The following is a 19,172-nucleotide window of genomic DNA, read 5'->3' as shown; positions in this document are numbered from 1 at the left end:
CGCTCACAGCTTCGCCACGACGCGGGCGAGCAGGTCGCTGATGACCGGCTCGGCGTCCTTGCCGGCCTGCAGCACCTCGGCGTGGCTCAGCGGGTCGGGCGAGATGCCGGCGGCGAGGTTCGTGATGAGCGAGAAGCCGAGCACCTCCATGCCGGCCTGACGTGCCGCGATCGCTTCGAGCGCCGTCGACATGCCGACGATGTGACCGCCGATCGTCTTCGCGTACTGCACCTCGGCCGGGGTCTCGTAGTGCGGCCCGCGGAACTGCACGTAGACGCCGTCGTCGAGGGTGGGATCGACCTCGCGGGCCACCGCGCGCAGGCGGGCGGAGTAGAGGTCGGTGAGATCGATGAAGGTCGCGCCCTCGAGCGGCGACGCGGCCGTCAGGTTGAGGTGGTCGCTGATCAGCACCGGGGTTCCCGGCGTCCAGTGGTCCTTGATGCCGCCGGCGCCGTTGGTCAGCACCATGGTCTTCGCGCCGGCCGCCGCGGCGGTGCGCACCGAGTGCACCACCCGGCGCACGCCGTGGCCCTCGTAGAAGTGCGTGCGGGCGCCGATGACGAGCGCGTGACGGCCGTCGGCGAGGCGGATGCTGCGCAGGTTGCCGACGTGGCCGGTGAGCGCGGGAGCGCTGAAGCCGGCGATCTCGGTGGCCGGGATCGTGGCGACCGTCTCGCCGAGCAGATCGGCGGCCTTGGCCCATCCGCTGCCCAGCGTCAGGGCGATGTCGTGCACGGCGACGCCGGTCGCGGCGGCCAGCTGCTCGGCTGCGTGAGCGGCGATCTGGAAGGGATCGGCCGCGGGGTCGTCGAGGGGGTTCTGCTGCGTCGTCGCCATGAGCCGAGCCTAAGCCTCGACGGCGGTGGAACCCGCTCCGAACGTGCACGCGCCATCCACCTCGGCGACGTCGGCGGCAGCCCTCGGAACCTGGAAGAATCGGGGCATGCCCTACCAGTTCGACCGGAAGCAGCGCATCGCCGTCCTCGGAGGCGGTCCCGGTGGCTACGAGGCGGCCCTCGCGGGCGCGCAGCTCGGCGCCGAGGTGACCCTCGTCGAGCGCGTCGGCGTCGGCGGATCGGCCGTGCTCACCGACGTGGTGCCCTCGAAGACCCTCATCGCGACCGCCGAGGCGGGAACGCAGGTGGGCGGCGCCGCCGATCTGGGCGTGCAGTTCTTCGCCCGCGGCGACAACGGCCGCGCCGTCAAGCCCGAGATCACGGTCAACCTGGGCGCCGTCAACCAGCGCCTGCTCATGCTCGCCCGGCAGCAGTCGGAGGACATGAAGTCGCAGCTGATCAAGGCGGGCGTCAACATCGTCACCGGCGACGGCCGCCTCGACGGCCCGAACCGCATCGTCGTCTCGACCGGCAAGGGCTCGAAGCGCACCGACTTCGACGAGATCGACGCCGAGACGCTCGTCGTCTCGGTCGGCGCGAGCCCGCGCGTTCTGCCGACGGCCAAGCCGGATGGCGAGCGCATCCTCACCTGGACGCAGCTGTACCAGCTGCAGGACGTGCCCGAGCACATGATCGTCGTCGGATCCGGCGTCACCGGCGCCGAGTTCGCCAGCGCCTACCGCGCGCTCGGCGCCGACGTCACGCTCATCTCGAGCCGTGACCAGGTGCTGCCGGGCGAGGATGCGGACGCCGCGCGCGTCATCGAGGACGTCTTCCGCCGCAACGGCATGCAGGTGCTCTCGAAGAGCCGCGCCGACAGCGTCACCCGCGACGGCGACGAGGTCGTCGTCACGCTCTCCGACGGCCGCGAGGTGCGCGGATCGCACTGCCTCATCGCGGTCGGCTCGATCCCGAACACGAAGGGCATCGGCCTCGAGGAGGCGGGTGTGCAGCTCGCCGACAGCGGCCACATCCGCGTCAACCGCGTCGCCCGCACGTCGATGCCCTCGATCTACGCGGCCGGCGACTGCAGCGACTTCCTGCCGCTGGCCTCCGTCGCCTCCATGCAGGGCCGCACCGCGGTCTACCACGCGATGGGGGATGCGGTGAACCCGACCGAGCTGCGCAACGTCACCTCGAACATCTTCACCCAGCCCGAGATCGCCACGGTCGGCTGGTCGCAGAAGCAGATCGAAGACGGCATCGCCCAGGGCGACATCTACAAGCTGCCGCTCGCCTCGAACCCGCGCGCGAAGATGATGGGCATCAAGGACGGCTTCGTGAAGCTGTTCGCCCGCACCGGCTCGGGCACCGTGATCGGCGGCGTCGTGGTCGCCCCGAAGGCCTCGGAGCTCGTGCTGCCGATCGCCCTCGCGGTCGAGCACCGCCTCACGGTCGACCAGCTGGCCCGCGCCTTCAGCGTCTACCCCTCGCTCTCGGGCAGCATCACCGACGCCGCCCGCGCGATGCACATCGTCAGCTGACCTGCGGCCCGCCCTGCCAGGGCGTGCGCTGGTCTGCGTTCGTCGCCGGCCCGCATTGTCCCCTCCGGCCCGCAGCGTCCCGATCGAGTCCGCGCATCCGCAGTGATGCAGGATCGCGCGGCGATCCTGGCTTCGCCGCACGATATTCGCACTCCTCCCCAAGATCGCGCGGCGGCGAGTTCCCCACGGAAGCGGCTCGGGGCATCCGCCGAGGCCGGACGACATCCAGCATGTGCACATGCACGGAACTCGACCTCTCGACTGGCTCGACTCGCTGGCGCTCGCATCCGAGGCTCGCGCTATCGGGGCTGAAGCACGGTTCTACCAGGCTGTGAACTCGGGCAGGCTGACGCGCTGCGCGACCGGGGTCTACCTGCCGACGGCCGTGTGGGCGCAGCTCTCGCCCGAAGAGCGCTTCGTCGCGCGTGTCGAGGCGGCGTCCCGTCGGCACGGGCTCGACGAGCCGTTCAGCGGGACCACCGCCGCAGTGCTCTGGGAGCTGCCGTTCACAACGCCGCTCCCCGACAGGCCCGAGATCGTCATGACCGACCGCTCGGGTGGGCGCAGCCGACCGGAACTCGTGCGCCGGCTGGGAGCACGCACCGTCGACGACGTCGAGATCGACGGCTACCGGGTGACCAGTCTGGTGCGCACGCTCGTGGATGTCAGCCGTCGCGCGCCGCTGGAGCTCTCGGTCCCGATGCTCGACCACGCGCAGCGCCCGTCGAATGCCAAGGATTCAGGGGTGCGGGCGCGTCGGGTGGATCACGACGGACTCCTCGCAGAGCTCGAGCGCTCGGCGAGTCGCATCGGGCTCGGTCGGGCGTCGTCAGCGATCGCGTTGGCCGATGGACGAAGCGGATCACCGGGAGAGGGGCTGAGTCGCGTCACGATGCATCGTCTGGGGATCCCGGCGCCGGTGCTGCAGCAGCCGTTCCATGACGGGAGCCGTCTCGTCGGCATCACCGACTTCTGGTGGCCCGAGCTCCGGCTCATCGGCGAGTTCGACGGATACGGCAAGTACATGCGCGAGGAGTTCTTGAACGGACGAACCCCGGCTGAAGCGGTCATCGATGAAAAGCGCCGCGAGGACGACCTGCGGGCGCTCGGCACGACCGTCATGAGGTGGGGATGGGCGGAGGCGCGTTCTCCGCGGAAGCTCGAGCGGTTGCTCGCACGATTCGGGCTGGGCAGCTGAGCGCTCGGACGCCGAGACCGCCGCACGATCTTGGTTTCGCCGCCCGATATCGTGCGGCGAAACCAGGATCGCCGCGCGATCCTGCGCAGGAGCGACGCCGATCAGCGGCGGCGCAGCCGCACGGTGACCTCGTCGCCGAGCCGGATGCCGAGGGCCGCGAGTCGGCGGCGCACCTCGGCGCGCAGGGGGAGCACGTGCGCGCCGTCGCCGAAGGGGAGCACCGAGGTCGAGACCGCGACGCCGTCGACCGAGCCGGCGACCTTGACCGGCATCCGGCTGCCCAGCAGCTCGTAGCTGCCCGGCCAGACCACGACCGTCCAGGCGCCCTCGTTGTCGCTGTCGGTGCGCAGGGGCGCCGCGAAGGCGAACTCCGCGGGCAGCTCCTCGGATGCGTCGTCGCCCTCGCTCATGCGGCACATCATCCACCCGCCGAGGGTTCCGGGCCAGAGCCGGATCCCGACCCGGTTCCCGACCCCGACGCGCGGTTCGTCGGTCCGGCCCCGGGCGCGACCGGCGTCTGCGCACCTCGTTGACCGGAGACGCACATCCTGATGACCGAGGATGCTCGGGATGACCGCCGCCGCCCCGACGACGACCAGCCCCTTCTCGCGAGCGATCGCCGAGGTCACCGCTCATCGCGGCGGCATCCCGGATGATCCGATCGCGGCGTCCGGCGACCACGCCGACGTCCAAAACCTGGACGGGCTCGTCGGGATCGCCGCCCGCGTGATCGACGCGCTGGGGGAGTGGGGCGTCGGCCTGCTGACCTTCGCCGAGACGGTGTTCCCGCCGATCCCGAGCGAGGTCGTGCTGCCGCTCGCCGGCTTCCTCGCCTCGCTCGGCTCGATGAACCTCGTGCTCGTCATGGCGACGGCGACGCTCGGCGCCTACCTCGGGGCGCTCGTGCTGTACGCGCTGGGGGCCAGGCTCGGCGTCGAGCGGGCGATCCGCCTGCTGGCGAAGCTGCCGCTCGTCGATCGCGACGACTTCGAGCGGTCGTCGGACTGGTTCGCCCGCCACGGCGGGCGCTCGGTGCTCTTCGGCCGGCTGATCCCCGGCGTCCGCTCGCTCGTGTCGATCCCCGCAGGAGCCCAGCGGATGCCCCTCTGGCGCTTCTCGCTGTTCACGATCGTCGGCAGTGCGGCCTGGAACGCGCTGCTGGTCGGGCTCGGCGCCGCTCTCGGCTCGCAGTACGAGCTGATCGACGAGTGGTCGGGCGTGCTCGACGGGGTCGTCATCGCCGCGGTCGTCGGCGTGGTCGCGTGGCTGGTCGTGCGCCGCATCCGGCGTGCCCGCTCGGGAGGCGATCGCACGGCATCCGGTCGAGAACACCGCCCGGACACGGAAGCGCCCGACGCCGGCTGAGCCGGCGCCGGGCGAGCAGCGCGAGAGACGACCCGGAGGTCAGTCGGCGATCGTCAGCAGCTGGTGGCCCGCCGAGACGGTCGTGCCGACCTCGGCCGTGATGGCGCCGATCGTGCCGTCCTTGTGGGCCGAGATGGGCTGCTCCATCTTCATCGCCTCGAGCACGAGCACGAGGTCGCCCTTGACGACCTTGTCGCCCTCGGCGACCGCGACCTTGACGATCGTCGCCTGCATGGGCGACTTCACCGCGTCGCCGGTCGCGCCGACGGCGCCCGAGCTGCCGCCGCTGCGGCGCTTCGGCGCGGGTGCGCTCGACACCGAGCCGCCGCCGCCCGCGGGCAGCAGGCGGGTGGGCAGCGAGACGGCGATGCGCTTGCCGTCGACCTCGACGACGACCTCGTGACGCTTGTCCTCGGCCGGAGCGTCGGCGAGCATGCCGCCCCACGGCTCGAGGTCGTTGACGAACTCGGTCTCGATCCAGCGCGTGTAGACGCCGAAGGTGCCGTCCTCGGCCGTGAAGGCGGGATCGCGCACGACCTTGCGGTGGAAGGGCAGCACGGTCGGCAGGCCGGCGACCTCGAACTCGTCGAGGGCGCGGCGGGCGCGCTCCAGCGCATCCTCGCGGTCGGAGCCGGTGACGATGAGCTTCGCCAGCAGCGAGTCGAAGGAGCCCGAGATGACGTCGCCGGTCGTGACGCCGGAGTCGACGCGCACGCCGGGGCCGCCGGGGAAGCGCAGCACCTGCACGGGGCCGGGCGTCGGCAGGAAGTTGCGGCCGGGGTCTTCGCCGTTGATGCGGAACTCGATCGAGTGGCCGTGGGTCTCGGGGTCGCCGTAGCCGATCTCCTCGCCCTCGGCGAGGCGGAACTGCTCGCGCACGAGGTCGAGGCCGCTGACCTCCTCCGAGACGGGGTGCTCGACCTGGAGGCGGGTGTTGACCTCGAGGAACGACACCGTGCCGTCCTTGCCGATGAGGAACTCGCAGGTGCCGGCGCCGAGGTAGCCGACCTCCTTGAGGATGGCCTTCGACGAGCTGTAGAGCAGCTCCTTCTGCTCGTCGGTGATGAAGGGCGCGGGCGCCTCCTCGACGAGCTTCTGGTGACGGCGCTGCAGCGAGCAGTCGCGGGTCGAGACGACGACGACGTTGCCGTGCGCATCCGCCAGGCACTGGGTCTCGACGTGGCGCGGCTCGTCGAGGTACTTCTCGACGAAGCACTCGCCGCGGCCGAAGGCGGCGATCGCCTCGCGGGTGGCCGACTCGAAGAGCTCAGGCACCTCCTCGCGGGTGCGGGCGACCTTGAGGCCGCGACCGCCGCCGCCGAACGCGGCCTTGATGGCGACCGGCAGGCCGACCTGGTCGACGAAGGCGAGCACCTCGTCCGCGTCGGCGACCGGGTTCAGGGTTCCGGGGGCGAGCGGGGCGCCGACCTTCTCGGCGACGTGCCGGGCCGAGACCTTGTCGCCGAGGCGCTCGATGGCCTCAGGGCTCGGGCCGATCCAGGTGATGCCGGCGGCGATGACGGCGCGGGCGAAGTCGGCGTTCTCGGCGAGGAAGCCGTAGCCGGGGTGGATCGCGTCGGCGCCGGAGCGGCGGGCGACCGAGAGGATCTTGTCGATCACGAGGTAGGTCTCGGCGCTCGTGGTGCCGCCGAGGGCGTAGGCCTCGTCGGCGAGCTTGACGTGACGGGCGTCGCGATCCTGGTCGGCGTAGACGGCGACGGACCCGAGTCCGGCGTCCCGCGCGGCCCGGATGACCCGGACTGCGATCTCTCCACGGTTAGCGACGAGGACCTTCGTGATGGGCGCCATGACTAACGAGCCTATTCACACCTTCGGGGGTCGCGGTTGTCGCACCGCCACAAAACCCGATCCCGGCCCTGTGAGGAGTCGGACAAGGGCGAGGCTCAGGCCCGGTTCCAGAGCTCCGGCCAGGCCACGCCGAGACGACTGGCGAGGCGACGCAGCAGGGGGATGCTGAGCCCGATCACGGTCGACGGGTCGCCGACGACGCGGTCGATGAACGCGGCGCCCCGGCCGTCGATCGTGAAGGCGCCCGCGACCTTCAGCGGCTCGCCGGTCGCGACGTAGGCGTCGATCTCGGCCTCACTCAGGTCGCCCGAGAAGTGCACCTCGGCCTGCGAGGCCTCGCCCACCGCATCCACGACCCGTCCGTCGCGCAGCGCGATGAGCCAGTGCCCGGAGTGCAGCACGCCGACTCCGCCGACGCCATTGTGCCCGCGGTAGGCGAGCCAGCGCTCGCGCGCGCGCTCGGGCAGGTGCGGCTTGCCGTAGATCGTGCCGCCGAAGGCGAAGGCCGAGTCGCCGCCGAAGATCAGGGCGTCGCCGGAGCCGTCGGCGCCAGCCGGGCGGGCCGCGCCGTCGGGGCCGGCCGGGTAGCCGGAGCCGTCCGCAGCGCCCCGGGCGACACCGCCGTCGTCGGCACCGCCCCCGCGCATCGCGCCCAGCGCATCCTCGACCTCGCGCACGACCGCCTCGGCCTTGAGCCGGGCGAGCAGCTGCACCATGTCGGCCGGCGCGAGCGGGCCGTCGCGCTGCTCGCGCTCGGCGACGGCGGCCTCCTCGTCGACTCCGGGCGCGATCGCGATGGGCTCGATCCCGGCGGCATTCAGCGTGGCGAGCCGGGCCGGGGAGGTCGAGGCGAGGAACAGGCGCATCCAGCGCTCCTATGCTCGTCGTGATGAATGACAAGGCCAGCACGTCGAAGCAGGATCAGATCGGCCGTGAGGTCGAGCTCGAGGCTACCAACATGGCTCACGGCGGCATCGCCGTCGCCCGGCTCGAAGGACGCGTCGTGTTCGTGCCCGACACGATCCCCGGCGAGCGCGTGCTCGCCCGCATCACCGAGCAGAAGAAGAGCTTCCTGCGCGCCGAGACGCTCAGCGTCATCGAGGCGAGCGAGCACCGGCAGCCGCACGTGTGGGAGGCCGCCTCGCTCGAGCGCACGCCCGCCAAGCGCGCCGGCGGCGCCGACTACGGCCACATCACCCCGCAGCACCAGCGCGCGCTCAAGGCCTTCGTGATCGCCGACTCGCTCAAGCGCATGGCCGGCATCGAGCGCGAGGTCGAGGTCGAGAAGGTCGCCGGGCCGGACGACGGCACGGGGTGGCGCACCCGCGTGCGCCTGCACGTCGGCGAGCGCGGCAACCTCGGGCCGATGGCCTCCCGCTCGAACAAGGTCGTCTACGTGCCCGACCTGCCGCTGGCCACGCCGGGGGTTCAGGAGACGGCGCCGCTGCGCGAGGAGTTCTCGCCCTCGGTCGGCACCGTCGACGTGATCGAGCCGAGCGGCGCGGGCGGCGCGCGGCTGATCATCGGCGAGCAGTCGCCCTCGACGATCACCGAGATCGTGGGCGACCGCGAGTTCGTGCTCGACGACAACGGCTTCTGGCAGGTGCATCGCAGCGCCGCGACCGTGCTGACCGAGGCGGTGCAGAGCGCGATCGACGCCGAGCGCTTCGATGCCAAGGCCGCGAATCTCGACCTGTACGGCGGCGTCGGCCTGCTCGCCGCGGCCGTCGGCGACCGCTTCGGCTCCGGCGTGCGCATCACGAGCGTCGAGTCCGACGAGCGCGCGACCGAGCACGCGAGCGAGAACCTCGCCGACTGGCTCGGGGCGAGCGCCGTGACGGGCAAGGTGGAGCACTGGGTGCGCTCGCTAGCCGACTGGTCGCCGAACGAGAAGGCCCGTCTGGCTGCCGCCACCGTCATCCTCGACCCGCCGCGGGCCGGAGCCGGCAAGCAGGTCGTGGATGCGCTAGCCGCCGTCGGCCCCGCGCAGCTGGTGTACGTGGCCTGCGACCCGGTCGCCTTCGCCCGCGACACGGCGCTGCTCGCCGAGCACGGCTACCAGCTCGGCAGCCTGCGTGCCTTCGACCTGTTCCCGAACACGCACCACGTCGAGACGGTCGGCACCTTCCGCCGCGCGTGAACTGAGCGCAGATCGCCTCTGCGTCACGCGGTGACGTCAACCCGGTCGCGGCGAGCCCCCGGGGCTACCATGAGCGGCGGGGCGCACCGGCCCCGACGACCGGGGGTGGAATGAGCGCGCAGATCGTGGATGCAGGCATCTCAAGCGAGCAGGGCACCCGGGCGGTGCGTGTCGCCGTCGTCGACGACCACGAATCGGTGCGGCTCGGCCTCAAGGCGGCGTTCTCGGATCAGGGCTACGACTTCGTGCTCGCCGCGTCGAACGTCGACGAGCTCATCGGCGGGCTGAGCGGCCGCGAGGTCGATGTGACGGTGCTCGACCTGTCGCTCGGCGACGGCTCGAGCGTGACCGAGAACGTCAAGCGCGTGCAGGCAGCCGGCTCGGCCGTGCTCGTGCACTCGATCGCCGACCGCGTCGCCCTCGTGCGCGAGGCGCTCGCCGCCGGAGCCGCGGGCGTCATCCCGAAGGCCTCCGCCACCAGCACCGTCATCGAGGCCGCTGCGACGGTCGCCCGCGGCGATGTGCTCAACAACCTGGAGTGGGCGACGGCGATCGACGCCGACCGCGACTTCGCCAAGGCGCAGCTCGGCCGCCGGGAGCGTGAGATCCTGCACCTCTACGCCTCGGGCCTGCCGCTCAAGCTCGCCGCCGAGAAGCTCGGCATCGGCTACTCGACGGCGCGCGAGTACCTCGACCGCATCCGCTCGAAGTACGTCGAGGTCGGCCGCCCGGCCCCGACGAAGGTCGACCTGCTGCGTCGCGCGGTGGAGGACGGCATCCTGCCGGGCCTCGACGACTCCGTCGACGGGCGATGAGCTCAGCGCACGGCCGGTTCAGCCGGGCGATGAGCTCGCGCCGCGGGAGCGCCCCGCGGTGAGCACCGCCGCGCGCGTGGGCTCGGCGCCGCCGCCGCGGTCCGTCACGAATCCGCTGAGCCTGACCCGGCTCGACACGGCGCTCGCCCGCACCGGCGCGGGGTTCGGCGTCGCGTTCCTGGTGCAGTCGATCCCGGTCGCGATGGCGCAGCTGGGCAACCTCAACGTCTGGTGGTCTGGCGTGCTCATGAGCGCGCTCGTGCTGACCCTGGCTGGTGCGGTCGTCGCCTCGATCGTGCGCCGCTGGGTTCGCGTCATGCACGTCGCCTTCGCGATCGTGTACACGGTGGCGCTGATCAGCTGGCCCTTCGCGGTGCTCGATGTCGATCGCGCACCGGAGACGAGCTTCTTCCTCTACTTCCTGCTGACGATCGCGACAGCGATGGCGACGATCGGGCTGGATGCGCGCTGGGCGACCCTGTTCGTGATCGTGCTGCCGATCATCTACGCGATCGTGCGCATCACCCCGGCCGGCGGTGGTGTCTCGCTCGCACAGGCCGTGCTCGACTCGGTCTATTCGGTGATCCTCGGCGGCGTCATCACGATCATCATGATCGTGCTGCGGCGGGCCGCCCGGGCCGTCGACACCGCCCAGCAGATGGCGCTGCGGCGCTACGGCCACGCGGTGCGTCAGCACGCGATCGAGGCCGAGCGCGTGCAGGTGGATGCGATCGTGCACGACAGCGTGCTGACGACGCTGCTGTCGGCGGCGCGCGCCTACACGCCGGAGGCGAAGGAGCTCGCCGCGACGATGGCCTCGAACGCGATCGGGCATCTGCGCGATGCGGCGGCCGTCGCCCCCGACTCGGACGCCGAGGTGCGGGTCGCGGTCGTCGCGACCCGGGTGGCGGATGCGGCGAGCACGATGTCGCAGCCGTTCAAGGTCACGGTGGCTGAGGCCGGTCGCGCGGTCGTGCCGATCACGGTCGCCGAGGCGGTCTACTCGGCGGCGGTGCAGGCGATGGTCAACAGCCTGCAGCACGCCGGCGACGGCGTGAAGCGCTGGGTGACGGTCGAGGCGGAGGGCGACGGGATCCGCATCGAGATCGGCGACACGGGCCGCGGCTTCGATCCGCGGGTGGTTCCGACCGAGCGCCTGGGCGTGCGGGTGTCGATCCTCGAGCGGGTGACGAGCGCCGGCGGCGTCGCCGAGCTCGATTCCGCGCCCGGTGAGGGCACGCGGGTGCGGCTGCGCTGGCCTGTCGCGGCGAGCCCGGCGGCGGCGTCGGACGCCTCGCCGATCGCGGGGGAGGCCGCGTCGTGAAGATCGTCGCCCCCAAGTTCGTGATCATCGCCCTCGCGGCGCTGTTCTCCAGCTACCACGTGGTGCTGGCCGCGTATTCGCTCTCGTTCCCCTATGCGAGCGACGCCGCACCGGTGATCGTCGCGATCGTGCTCTACGCGGCCGCGACCCTCGTGTCGCTGCTGCCCACCGGATCCCAGCGGATGCCGGTCTGGGTCTCGGTCTTCGTGCTGGCCGTCGCGGTCTCGCTGCCGCTCATCGTGACGAGCGTGCTGCAGAACGATCGTGAGGGCGGCAACGGCTACGGCACCTGGTACGTCGCCGCCGTCGGCACGCTGCTCACGATCGCCGCGACCCGGTACCGGGCGGGGTTCGCCTGGGCGGGCATCGCCTTCCTCGTGGTGCAGTCGCTGCTGTGGGCGGGACCGGGATCGCTCGGCCCGATCGGCGTGATCGGCTCGGCCGCCTGGGTCGGCGTCGCGCACATCATCACGAACACCCTCACGAAGGCCGCCCGCGACTCGCAGCAGTTCGCGATGGCGGAGCGCGAGGCCACGGAGTGGCAGGCCGCACAGGACGCGCACCTCAGCGAGCGGCAGTTCCGGCTGGGGCAGACGGGTGTGATGGCGCTGCCGATGCTGCAGACGATCCGCCGGGTCGGCGGCGATCTCAGTGAGGATGAGCGGCTCGAGTGCCTGCACCTCGAGGGCGCGATCCGCGATGAGATCCGCGGGCGCAAGCTGCTCGACGACCGGGTGCGCGAGCAGGTCATGCTGGCCCGTCGCCGCGGCACGGTCGTGACGCTGCTCGATGAGGGCGGCATCGACGAGCTGGACGACGACGAGCTGGTGCGCGTGCACGGCGCCCTCGCCGAGGCGCTGCGCGGCACGCGGGCCGAGAAGGTCATCGTGCGCACCGTGCCCGAGGGCTCGGATGTCGCGGTCACGGTGGTGGGTCTCGACGGCACCGGCGACGGTGCGGCGGCGCTGCTCGGGCGCGATGAGGAGGAAGAGGTCTCCCTCTGGCTGGAGATCCCGCGCATCGAGGTCGAGCGCGCCGACCTCTGATCGCACGGGAGGCGGACGGCGTCGCCGGTCGATCCCGCCGACCGGCGACCCGATAGGATCTGCGGGACATGACCACGACCCTCGCCGCTCCCGCGGACGGCAGCACCTTCGCGATGCTGCGTGAGCTCTGCGCGGCGCAGGCGCGAAGCCGTCCGGTGCGTTCGGTCGCCGTGGTCGGCAACCAGCCGCTCGAACCCTCCGGCGAACGGGCCGAAGCCATCGATTCCTGCGATCTCGTCTTCCGGGTCAACGGATTCCGCCTCGATGATCCCGACGTGCCCTGCGTCGGCACGCGCACTGACGTGGTCGTGTTCAATCGCGGGGTGCGCGCGACCCCCTGGTTCCTCTCGGGCTATCGGTCCCGCCTCTACCTGATGGTCGAGCCGGGACGGCTTCACTGGGAGACCGGCGACATCCCTCCCTGGTGGCCGGGTGACCTGGGGTTCATCTCGATGCCCAACGCCGAGCTGACCATCCCGATCTCCGCCGAGATCGGCGTGGACGCGACCCGCGATCCGCACTGGCCGACCACCGGCACGATGGCCGCGTGGACGGCACGACGGCTGTTCCCCGAGATCCCCACCCTGCTCGCCGGCTTCTCGTTCCTCGACGACCCCGATCAGGATTCGTGGAATCATGCTTACGGCGACCCGTCGCCGGTCGGCGTCGAGCATGCCATCCGCGACGAGGGCGCGATGATGCGGGCCTGGGTCGACGACGGCGTCGCCCGGCGAGCGTGACCGCATCCAACCCGATCAGAGGAGCCGATTCGTGGAGCTGACCCGCGTGCCCGTCTTGGGTGCTTTCGTGCGCCGACTTCACGCGACGATCGATCACCGCGTCGAGCAGTCGCGCACGGCCCGACACCTGGAATGGATCGAGGCGGAGCGCCTGCGTCACCTCGACATGCGCATGGACAGCCTCGACCAGGCCATCCAGCGACTCGCGCCGCAGGTCGCCGCCCTCGAGGTGCGATTCGAAGACCGTCGACTCGACGAGCTGGCCAATCGGATGGCATCGCCCACTGCCGCCGAGGTGGCGACCATCATGGAGCTCATCGGCGAGGAGCAGCGACGCGTCACCGTCCGCCTCGCCGCACTCAGCCACTTCGAGGAGCGCCTGCGCCGCCTCGAGATCGCCAACTGACGCGTCTCACGACGCCGGAGGGAGACACGTGTCACTGCTCACCGGAAGCTCGGTGCTCATCACCGGCGGAACCGGCTCGCTCGGCAAGGCGCTCATCGCCGAGCTGCTCGCGAACCACGACCCGCGGCGCCTGGTGATCTTCAGCCGCGACGAGCTCAAGCAGTTCGAGCTGCGCAAGGCGGTCGGGGACGACCCCCGGCTGCGTTGGTTCCTCGGCGACATCCGCAGCAGGGAGCGTCTGACGCGCGCGTTCACGGGGGTCGACTACGTCATCCACGCCGCCGCACTGAAGCAGGTCGACACCGCCGAGTACAACCCCTTCGAGTTCGTCGAGACGAATGTGCGTGGATCGCAGAACGTCATCGACGCGGCCATCGATGCCGGTGTCAAGCGTGTCGTCGCGCTCTCGACCGACAAGGCGTCGAGCCCCATCAACCTCTACGGCGCCACGAAGCTCACCGGCGACCGGATGTTCATCAGCGGAAACCACTACGCCGGCTCGGCCGAGACGCGCTTCTCGGTCGTGCGCTACGGCAATGTCATGGGGTCGCGCGGCAGCATCGTGCCGGTGTGGAAGGCGATGGCAGAGCGAGGCGAGTCGCTGCCGATCACCGACAACCGCATGACGCGCTTCTGGATCACATTGCCGCAGGCCGTGCAGTTCGTGCTCAGCGCCTTCGAGATCATGCAGGGAGGCGAGCTGTACGTGCCCCGTATCCCGTCGCTCAAGATCACCGACCTGGCCGAGGCCATCGCGCCGGGCGCCCGCACGCACGAGGTCGGCATCCGGCCCGGTGAGAAGCTGCACGAGGAGATGATCTCCTTCGACGACGCCCGCCGCACTCTGCTGCTGCCCGACCGCTACGTGGTGACTCCGCACATCTCGGGATGGGGATGGGAGGCTCCGTCCGACGGGTCGCCGGTCGCCGAGGGCTTCGCCTACCACTCGAACACGAACGAACAGTGGCTCGACGTCGAGGCGATCCGGGCTCTGCTGAACAGCGGGGTGTGATGTGCTGCCCTACGGGCGCCAGTCGATCGACGACTCCGACATCGCTGCTGTCTCCGCAGCGCTGACGAGCGATTGGCTCACGACCGGGCCTCGCGTCGACGAGTTCGAGCGGACGCTCGCGGACTTCGTCGGATCGGGAGTCGAGGCGGTCAGCGTGACCAGCGGAACTGCAGCCCTGCACGTCGCGTACGCGGCCGCCGGCGTCGGCCGCGGGGATCGCGTCGTCACCTCGCCGCTCACCTTCGTGGCGACAGCAGCGGCAGCGACGCTGCTCGGCGCCGAGATCGACTTCGCCGACGTCGACATCGACACCGGACTGATCGATCCTGACTCCGTCGCCGGTCTGGTCGGTGATCGCACCCGCGTCATCGCCGGTGTCGACTACGCCGGCGTGCCGATCGATGTGCCGGCGCTGCGTCGAGCGGCGGGTGACGTGGGCGCGCTGATCGTCGAAGACGCCGCCCACTCGATCGGAGCGCGCCGCGGCGGCCGAGCCGTCGGCGTCGCCGCTGACCTCACGACCTTCTCGTTCTTCCCTACGAAGAACCTGACGACCGCGGAGGGCGGGGCGGTGATCGGCAGCGACGCCACATTGGTCGCCGCCGCACGCGCGTTCAAGAACCACGGCCTGGTGCGTGACCGTGCCCGCCAGCGCACCCCCGACGAGGGGCCCTGGCACCAGGAGGTGCATTCCTTCGGGCTCAACTACCGGCTTCCCGACGTGCTCGCGGCGCTCGGAATCAGTCAGCTCGCGCGTCTGCGCGAGTTCGCCGCACGACGCGATCAGATCGTGGCGCGGTACGACGCGGCCTTCGCGGATGCCGATGATCTGACGACGCCCGTCGTGCCCGCCGACGCTGAGCCGGTATGGCATCTGTATCCGCTCCGCGTGCCGGCCGAGCGTCGGCGGGCCATCTTCGAGACGCTGCGCGCCGATGGGATCGGAGTGCAGGTCAACTACATCCCGGCCTACTGGCATCCGGTGTTCGAAGATCTCGGCTATCGGCGGGGGCAGTGCCCGAATGCTGAGGACTACTACCGACGCGAGATCTCGTTGCCGCTCTTCCCGGGACTCGGCGACGGCGACGTCGAGCGGGTCATCGATTCGGTGCTGCGGGCGGTCGCATGACCGTCGCCGCCGTCATCCAGGCACGGGCGGGTTCGACGAGACTGCCGGCGAAGGTGCTGCGCCGACTGGGATCGCGCTCCGTGCTGGAGTGGGTGGTGGATGCGGCCCGAGCCGCCCCCGGCATCGACGCGATCGTCATCGCCACGAGCACCGAGCCCGCGGATGACGCGATCGCCGCGGAGGCGGAGCGCCTCGGTGTCGGCGTCGTACGGGGCAGCGAAGACGACGTCCTCTCCCGCTACCGCCTCGCGATCGAGACGACTCGTCCCGAAGCCGTCGTGCGCCTGACCGGCGACTGCCCCTTGCTGGATCCGAGCCTCATCGCGCAGGTCGTCGCGATCTGGCGCGCCGATCCGCGGCTGCAGTACGTCGCCACGACGTTGCAGCGCACGCTGCCGCGCGGTCTCGACGTCGAGTTGGCGAGGGCCGACGCGCTCCTCGCCGCCGACGGCGAGGCGACCGCCCATCACCGGGCTCACGTCACGAGCTGGCTCTACCGCGACGAGAGCGCCGTGCCCCGTGCCGGACTCGTGGTGGCCCCCCGCGCGGACGACCTGCGGGTCACGCTCGACGAACCTGATGATGCGCGGCTGATCGAGGCGATCGTGGCCGAGCTGGGGAACGACGCCTCGGAGTGGCGTCGCGTCGTGGATCTGCTGCGGTCTCGCCCCGACCTCGTCGAGATCAACGCCCACGTCGAGCAGAAGGCGCTCGACGCGGGATGAGGGTGCTGCTGCGCGCCGATGGCACGGCTCGAGGCGGCGTCGGGCATATCTCACGCGTCGCCGCGGTCGCCGAAGCAGCGATCGAGCTCGGCTGGACCGTGGGCTTCAGCGGCCGCCTCGACACGCCGCTCGCCCGAGAGCTGCTCTCGGCGCCCGAGATCGAGCGGATGGAGTCGGCGGACTCCGGCGCAGCCCTGGCGGCGGCAGCGACGGAGTTCGGCGCGACCGTCGTCCACGTCGACGATTACGTGCTCGGGCGCGACCTGCGCGGCGAGCTGACCCGTCGAGGCGTCCTTCTGAGCTCGATCGAAGATGGCCCATTCGGCCGGCGCCCCGCCGACCTCGTCGTCGAGCCGTCGCCGCCGGCGTTCGCCGATCACCGTCCGGACGATGGATCCTTCCGGATCGTGGGGGGCGCTGAGTTCGTCCCGTTGCGTCGAGAAGTGCTGACCGGACGGGTGGTGGAACCAGGCGAGGAGGCGCCGATCGTCGTGAGCATGGGCGGCACCGATGCCTTCGGCGTCTCCGGAGCGTGCCTCGAGCTGATAGCGCGGGTCGACGTCCGCCGCCCGGTGCTGATGGTCGCGAGCGATCCCCCGTCCCTGCCACGCGGCCTCGAGGTGCGCGTGGTCGCGCCGAGTCCTGCGCTCGCCCGGATCTTCTCCGGAGCGGCACTGGTCGTGACCGGCTCGGGTACGACGATGTGGGAGCTCGCGGCCAACCGTATCCCCGCCGCCGCCGTGCTTCTCACCGAGAATCAGCGGCTCAATTACGAGTGGGCTACGACGCACGGGGTGGCGGCGGGGCTGGGGGCCATCCCCGACCTCGGCACGCCCGCAGCCGAGCGGCGGCTGGCGGAGGCGCTGGCGGCGGCTGACCGGCAGGCGGTCAGTGGGATCTCCGCGGGCCATCTTCCGGACCCGATCGTCGGACTCGACGGTGCCCGACACATCGTGGAGACCTGGTCTGAGATCGCCGACGCGCCCGACCGCATCTCGGTGAGACCCGCCGTGGCGGGCGACGCGGGACGACTGCTCGACTGGCGGAACGACCCCGTCAGCCGGGCGATGTCGCGAACGGCAGGGGAGCTCGCCTGGAATGACCATCGCGCCTGGGTTCATCGCGCGCTCCGTGATCCCGACCGGTCGCTGCTGATCGCCGAGCTCGGGCGGCAGGCGATCGGCACGCTGCGATTCGATCGCCTCGACGACATCCGCTACGAGGTGTCGATCGCGCTGGCTCCCTCGGCCCGCGGCCGCGGCTTTGCGTCGGCGGCGCTCGAGGCCGCGATCGCCACTCTGCCGTCGGGTTCGGAGATCATCGCGGAGGTCGATCAGCGCAATGCCGCCTCGCGAGCGCTCTTCGCCAAGGCTCGATTCGTCGATGCCGGAGAAGCCTCGACTCCGGGATTCATCCGGCTCCGACGCTCACGTTGATCACGTCACTCGTGCCGACCGGAGCGTGCGCCACCGCGGAGGCGGTCAGAGCAGATCCCACGAGAGAGGCGTGCCCGCGGCCGCGTCGGCGGTGAAGCGACGTCCGATCACCCGAGAGAGCTCTCGCGGCTCCAGGCCGCCGGCGGGACGGATCGAGCGCACGACCTCAGCGGTGACGGTGTCTCCGGCCTGCACGTCGGAGACGACGTACAGGGACCGGCGCAGGGCGCGGCTCTGCTGCTCGCCGCTCGTGATGCGCGGCGTCGCCTGCCCCAGCGCCTCCCACCCGGCCCGGGTCTCGCGCACCAGCGAGGCCAGTTCGTCCGGTTCGAGCGAGAATCCGGAGTCGACACCGCCGTCGGCACGGGCGAGGGTGACGTGCTTCTCGATGACGGTGGCGCCGAGGGCCACCGCCGCGACCGGGACACCGATGCCCGGCGTGTGGTCGGAGAGGCCGATCTGCACATCGAAGGCGTCACGCAGGGTCGGGATCGCGCGGAGGTTCGATTCGGCGGGGGAGGCCGGATAGGACGAACTGCAGTGCAGGAGCACGATCTGCTCGTTGCCTTCCGCACGGATGGTCTCGATCGCCAGAGCAGTCTCTTCGAGGGTCGCTGCACCGTTCGACAGCACCACCGGCTTGCCGGTGCGCGCGACGGTGCGCAGCAACGCGAGATCGCCGATCTCGAGCGACGCGATCTTGTAGATGTCGGATCCGAGGCTCTCGAGAAGGTCGACGGCGGTCGCGTCGAAGGGGCTCGAGAACGGCACCATGCCGTGTTCGCGAGCTCGCGCGAACAGCTGCTCGTGCCAGCTCCAGGGCGTGTGAGCTTCCCGGTACAGATCGTAGAGTCGGCGCGCGCCCCACAGTGCGTGGTCAGAGCCCACGAGGAACTCCGGCCGGTCGGAATCGATCGTGATGGTGTCGGCCGTGTACGTCTGGAACTTGACCAGCGGCGCTCCAGCCTCGGCGGCGGCGTCGACGATCGCCAGTGCCCTGCCGAGGTCGCCATTGTGGTTGCCCGATACCTCCGCGATGACGAGCGGAGGATGCTCGGAGGAGACCGAGACGTCGGAGGTCAGGCGGATCGGCGCGGAAGACATCCCTCTATTGTGGCCGAGCTCGCGGACTTGCGCCTGGTCGCCGCGCTCGGCACGCACGCACGTCCGACAAGGAAGAAGGGCCGGAACTCCCCGCTCCGGCCCTTCTGACGTTTCGAGTCAGGGCGACAACCCGAATATCGCCCTGACTCGCCCCCACATCACCGACGTGCTTACCCTTGTCAGCCGGTGTGTGTCGCGATCACGATGAGGATCGCTGTAGGACGAGGATGCCTGATCTGTACCCCGGGAAAAAGTCATCATTTCGGGGGACTCGCGGGGGACATTCCCTGAAAATCCGGGCCATAACGGGGATTCGCGGCGCAGAACGGGCATTCTGCGGAGGATCGTCCGGGGTACAGAACGTGAGGCCGGGTCGAAAGCTCTGTCCACCCCCGCGGATTCAACGGATTCCGCACCTCATCGCTTCGGATCCCGAGCGCTGAGGATGAGTCAGGGGTTAAGCCCCCGCCCCGACCCGACGCCGATCATGCGGAATCCGAAACCCGAACCCAGTACTCGGCACCGGGAACCGGTACCCGGTAC

General features: G+C 71.0%; 18 protein-coding genes. 13 read left to right on the top strand and 5 right to left on the bottom strand.

Features of this window, described 5'->3' with window-relative positions; translation table 11 throughout:
• Nucleotides 1–3 precede the first annotated feature (3 nt).
• On the bottom strand, nucleotides 4–837 hold the full coding sequence (locus FJ657_RS00705) for a purine-nucleoside phosphorylase (RefSeq protein WP_141161788.1): 834 nt from the start codon (nucleotides 835–837) through the stop codon (nucleotides 4–6).
• 106 nt (nucleotides 838–943) lie between these two features.
• On the opposite strand from FJ657_RS00705, the gene FJ657_RS00700 reads away from it, so the two are divergent.
• Together FJ657_RS00700 and FJ657_RS00695 are read left to right on the top strand one after the other, a co-directional pair.
• Nucleotides 944–2,380, top strand: a complete 1,437-nt coding sequence (locus FJ657_RS00700; protein ID WP_141161787.1) for an NAD(P)H-quinone dehydrogenase — start codon at nucleotides 944–946, stop codon at nucleotides 2,378–2,380.
• 238 nt (nucleotides 2,381–2,618) lie between these two features.
• On the top strand, nucleotides 2,619–3,578 hold the full coding sequence (locus FJ657_RS00695; protein WP_141161786.1) for a hypothetical protein: 960 nt from the start codon (nucleotides 2,619–2,621) through the stop codon (nucleotides 3,576–3,578).
• 101 nt (nucleotides 3,579–3,679) lie between these two features.
• Here the strand turns inward: FJ657_RS00695 and FJ657_RS00690 are convergent, their stop codons facing one another.
• Nucleotides 3,680–3,988: a DUF1905 domain-containing protein gene (locus FJ657_RS00690; RefSeq protein ID WP_141161785.1), complete on the bottom strand. Its 309-nt coding sequence runs from the start codon at nucleotides 3,986–3,988 to the stop codon at nucleotides 3,680–3,682.
• Nucleotides 3,989–4,148: 160 nt separating this feature from the next.
• Here FJ657_RS00690 and FJ657_RS00685 point away from each other — a divergent pair, with 160 nt between their 5' ends.
• Nucleotides 4,149–4,943 (top strand): DedA family protein, encoded by a 795-nt coding sequence (locus tag FJ657_RS00685; RefSeq protein WP_141161784.1) that lies wholly within the window; start codon nucleotides 4,149–4,151, stop codon nucleotides 4,941–4,943.
• Between the two features lie 39 nt (nucleotides 4,944–4,982).
• Here FJ657_RS00685 and FJ657_RS00680 read toward each other — a convergent pair whose 3' ends face one another.
• Entirely contained in the window at nucleotides 4,983–6,752 is a 1,770-nt protein-coding gene (locus FJ657_RS00680) for an acetyl/propionyl/methylcrotonyl-CoA carboxylase subunit alpha (protein ID WP_141161783.1), read from the bottom strand.
• 95 nt (nucleotides 6,753–6,847) lie between these two features.
• Complete coding sequence (locus FJ657_RS00675) at nucleotides 6,848–7,618, bottom strand: Maf family protein (RefSeq protein ID WP_141161782.1); 771 nt, start codon at nucleotides 7,616–7,618, stop codon at nucleotides 6,848–6,850.
• Between the two features lie 23 nt (nucleotides 7,619–7,641).
• Here FJ657_RS00675 and FJ657_RS00670 point away from each other — a divergent pair, with 23 nt between their 5' ends.
• The 10 genes from FJ657_RS00670 (at nucleotide 7,642) to FJ657_RS00625 (ending at nucleotide 17,525) form a co-directional block, all read left to right on the top strand.
• Nucleotides 7,642–8,892: a class I SAM-dependent RNA methyltransferase gene (locus FJ657_RS00670; protein ID WP_141161781.1), complete on the top strand. Its 1,251-nt coding sequence runs from the start codon at nucleotides 7,642–7,644 to the stop codon at nucleotides 8,890–8,892.
• A gap of 110 nt (nucleotides 8,893–9,002) precedes the next feature.
• Entirely contained in the window at nucleotides 9,003–9,707 is a 705-nt protein-coding gene (locus tag FJ657_RS00665; protein ID WP_141161780.1) for a response regulator transcription factor, read from the top strand.
• A gap of 58 nt (nucleotides 9,708–9,765) precedes the next feature.
• Nucleotides 9,766–11,031: a sensor histidine kinase gene (locus tag FJ657_RS00660; protein WP_141161779.1), complete on the top strand. Its 1,266-nt coding sequence runs from the start codon at nucleotides 9,766–9,768 to the stop codon at nucleotides 11,029–11,031.
• Nucleotides 11,028–12,077 carry a DUF8320 family protein gene (locus FJ657_RS00655; RefSeq protein WP_181408814.1) on the top strand — a complete coding sequence of 350 codons (1,050 nt, stop codon included), beginning with the start codon at nucleotides 11,028–11,030 and terminating at the stop codon, nucleotides 12,075–12,077. The genes FJ657_RS00660 and FJ657_RS00655 overlap by 4 nt, the downstream gene beginning before the upstream one ends.
• Before the next feature lie 68 nt (nucleotides 12,078–12,145).
• Complete coding sequence (locus FJ657_RS00650) at nucleotides 12,146–12,817, top strand: glycosyltransferase family 29 protein (protein ID WP_219995835.1); 672 nt, start codon at nucleotides 12,146–12,148, stop codon at nucleotides 12,815–12,817.
• Nucleotides 12,818–12,848: 31 nt separating this feature from the next.
• The gene (locus FJ657_RS00645) at nucleotides 12,849–13,223 is read left to right on the top strand and encodes a hypothetical protein (RefSeq protein WP_141161778.1); all 375 of its coding nucleotides are present in this window, start codon (nucleotides 12,849–12,851) and stop codon (nucleotides 13,221–13,223) included.
• A gap of 28 nt (nucleotides 13,224–13,251) precedes the next feature.
• Nucleotides 13,252–14,235, top strand: coding sequence for a UDP-N-acetylglucosamine 4,6-dehydratase (inverting) (gene pseB, locus FJ657_RS00640; protein ID WP_141161777.1), 984 nt, complete (start codon nucleotides 13,252–13,254; stop codon nucleotides 14,233–14,235).
• A gap of 1 nt (nucleotide 14,236) precedes the next feature.
• Nucleotides 14,237–15,364, top strand: a complete 1,128-nt coding sequence (locus tag FJ657_RS00635) for an aminotransferase class V-fold PLP-dependent enzyme (protein ID WP_141161776.1) — start codon at nucleotides 14,237–14,239, stop codon at nucleotides 15,362–15,364.
• On the top strand, nucleotides 15,361–16,089 hold the full coding sequence (locus FJ657_RS00630) for a cytidylyltransferase domain-containing protein (protein ID WP_141161775.1): 729 nt from the start codon (nucleotides 15,361–15,363) through the stop codon (nucleotides 16,087–16,089). Before FJ657_RS00635 ends, FJ657_RS00630 begins: the two co-directional genes overlap by 4 nt.
• Nucleotides 16,086–17,525 (top strand): bifunctional UDP-2,4-diacetamido-2,4,6-trideoxy-beta-L-altropyranose hydrolase/GNAT family N-acetyltransferase, encoded by a 1,440-nt coding sequence (locus FJ657_RS00625; protein WP_141161774.1) that lies wholly within the window; start codon nucleotides 16,086–16,088, stop codon nucleotides 17,523–17,525. The genes FJ657_RS00630 and FJ657_RS00625 overlap by 4 nt, the downstream gene beginning before the upstream one ends.
• A 45-nt stretch (nucleotides 17,526–17,570) precedes the next feature.
• Here the strand turns inward: FJ657_RS00625 and pseI are convergent, their stop codons facing one another.
• Entirely contained in the window at nucleotides 17,571–18,629 is a 1,059-nt protein-coding gene (pseI, locus tag FJ657_RS00620; protein WP_141161773.1) for a pseudaminic acid synthase, read from the bottom strand.
• Nucleotides 18,630–19,172: the final 543 nt, after the last annotated feature.

The sequence above is a fragment of the Schumannella soli genome, from assembly GCF_006517435.1.
GTDB classification, from domain to species: Bacteria; Actinomycetota; Actinomycetes; order Actinomycetales; family Microbacteriaceae; genus Schumannella; species Schumannella soli.
This window is presented reverse-complemented; position numbering and strand designations above follow the sequence as displayed.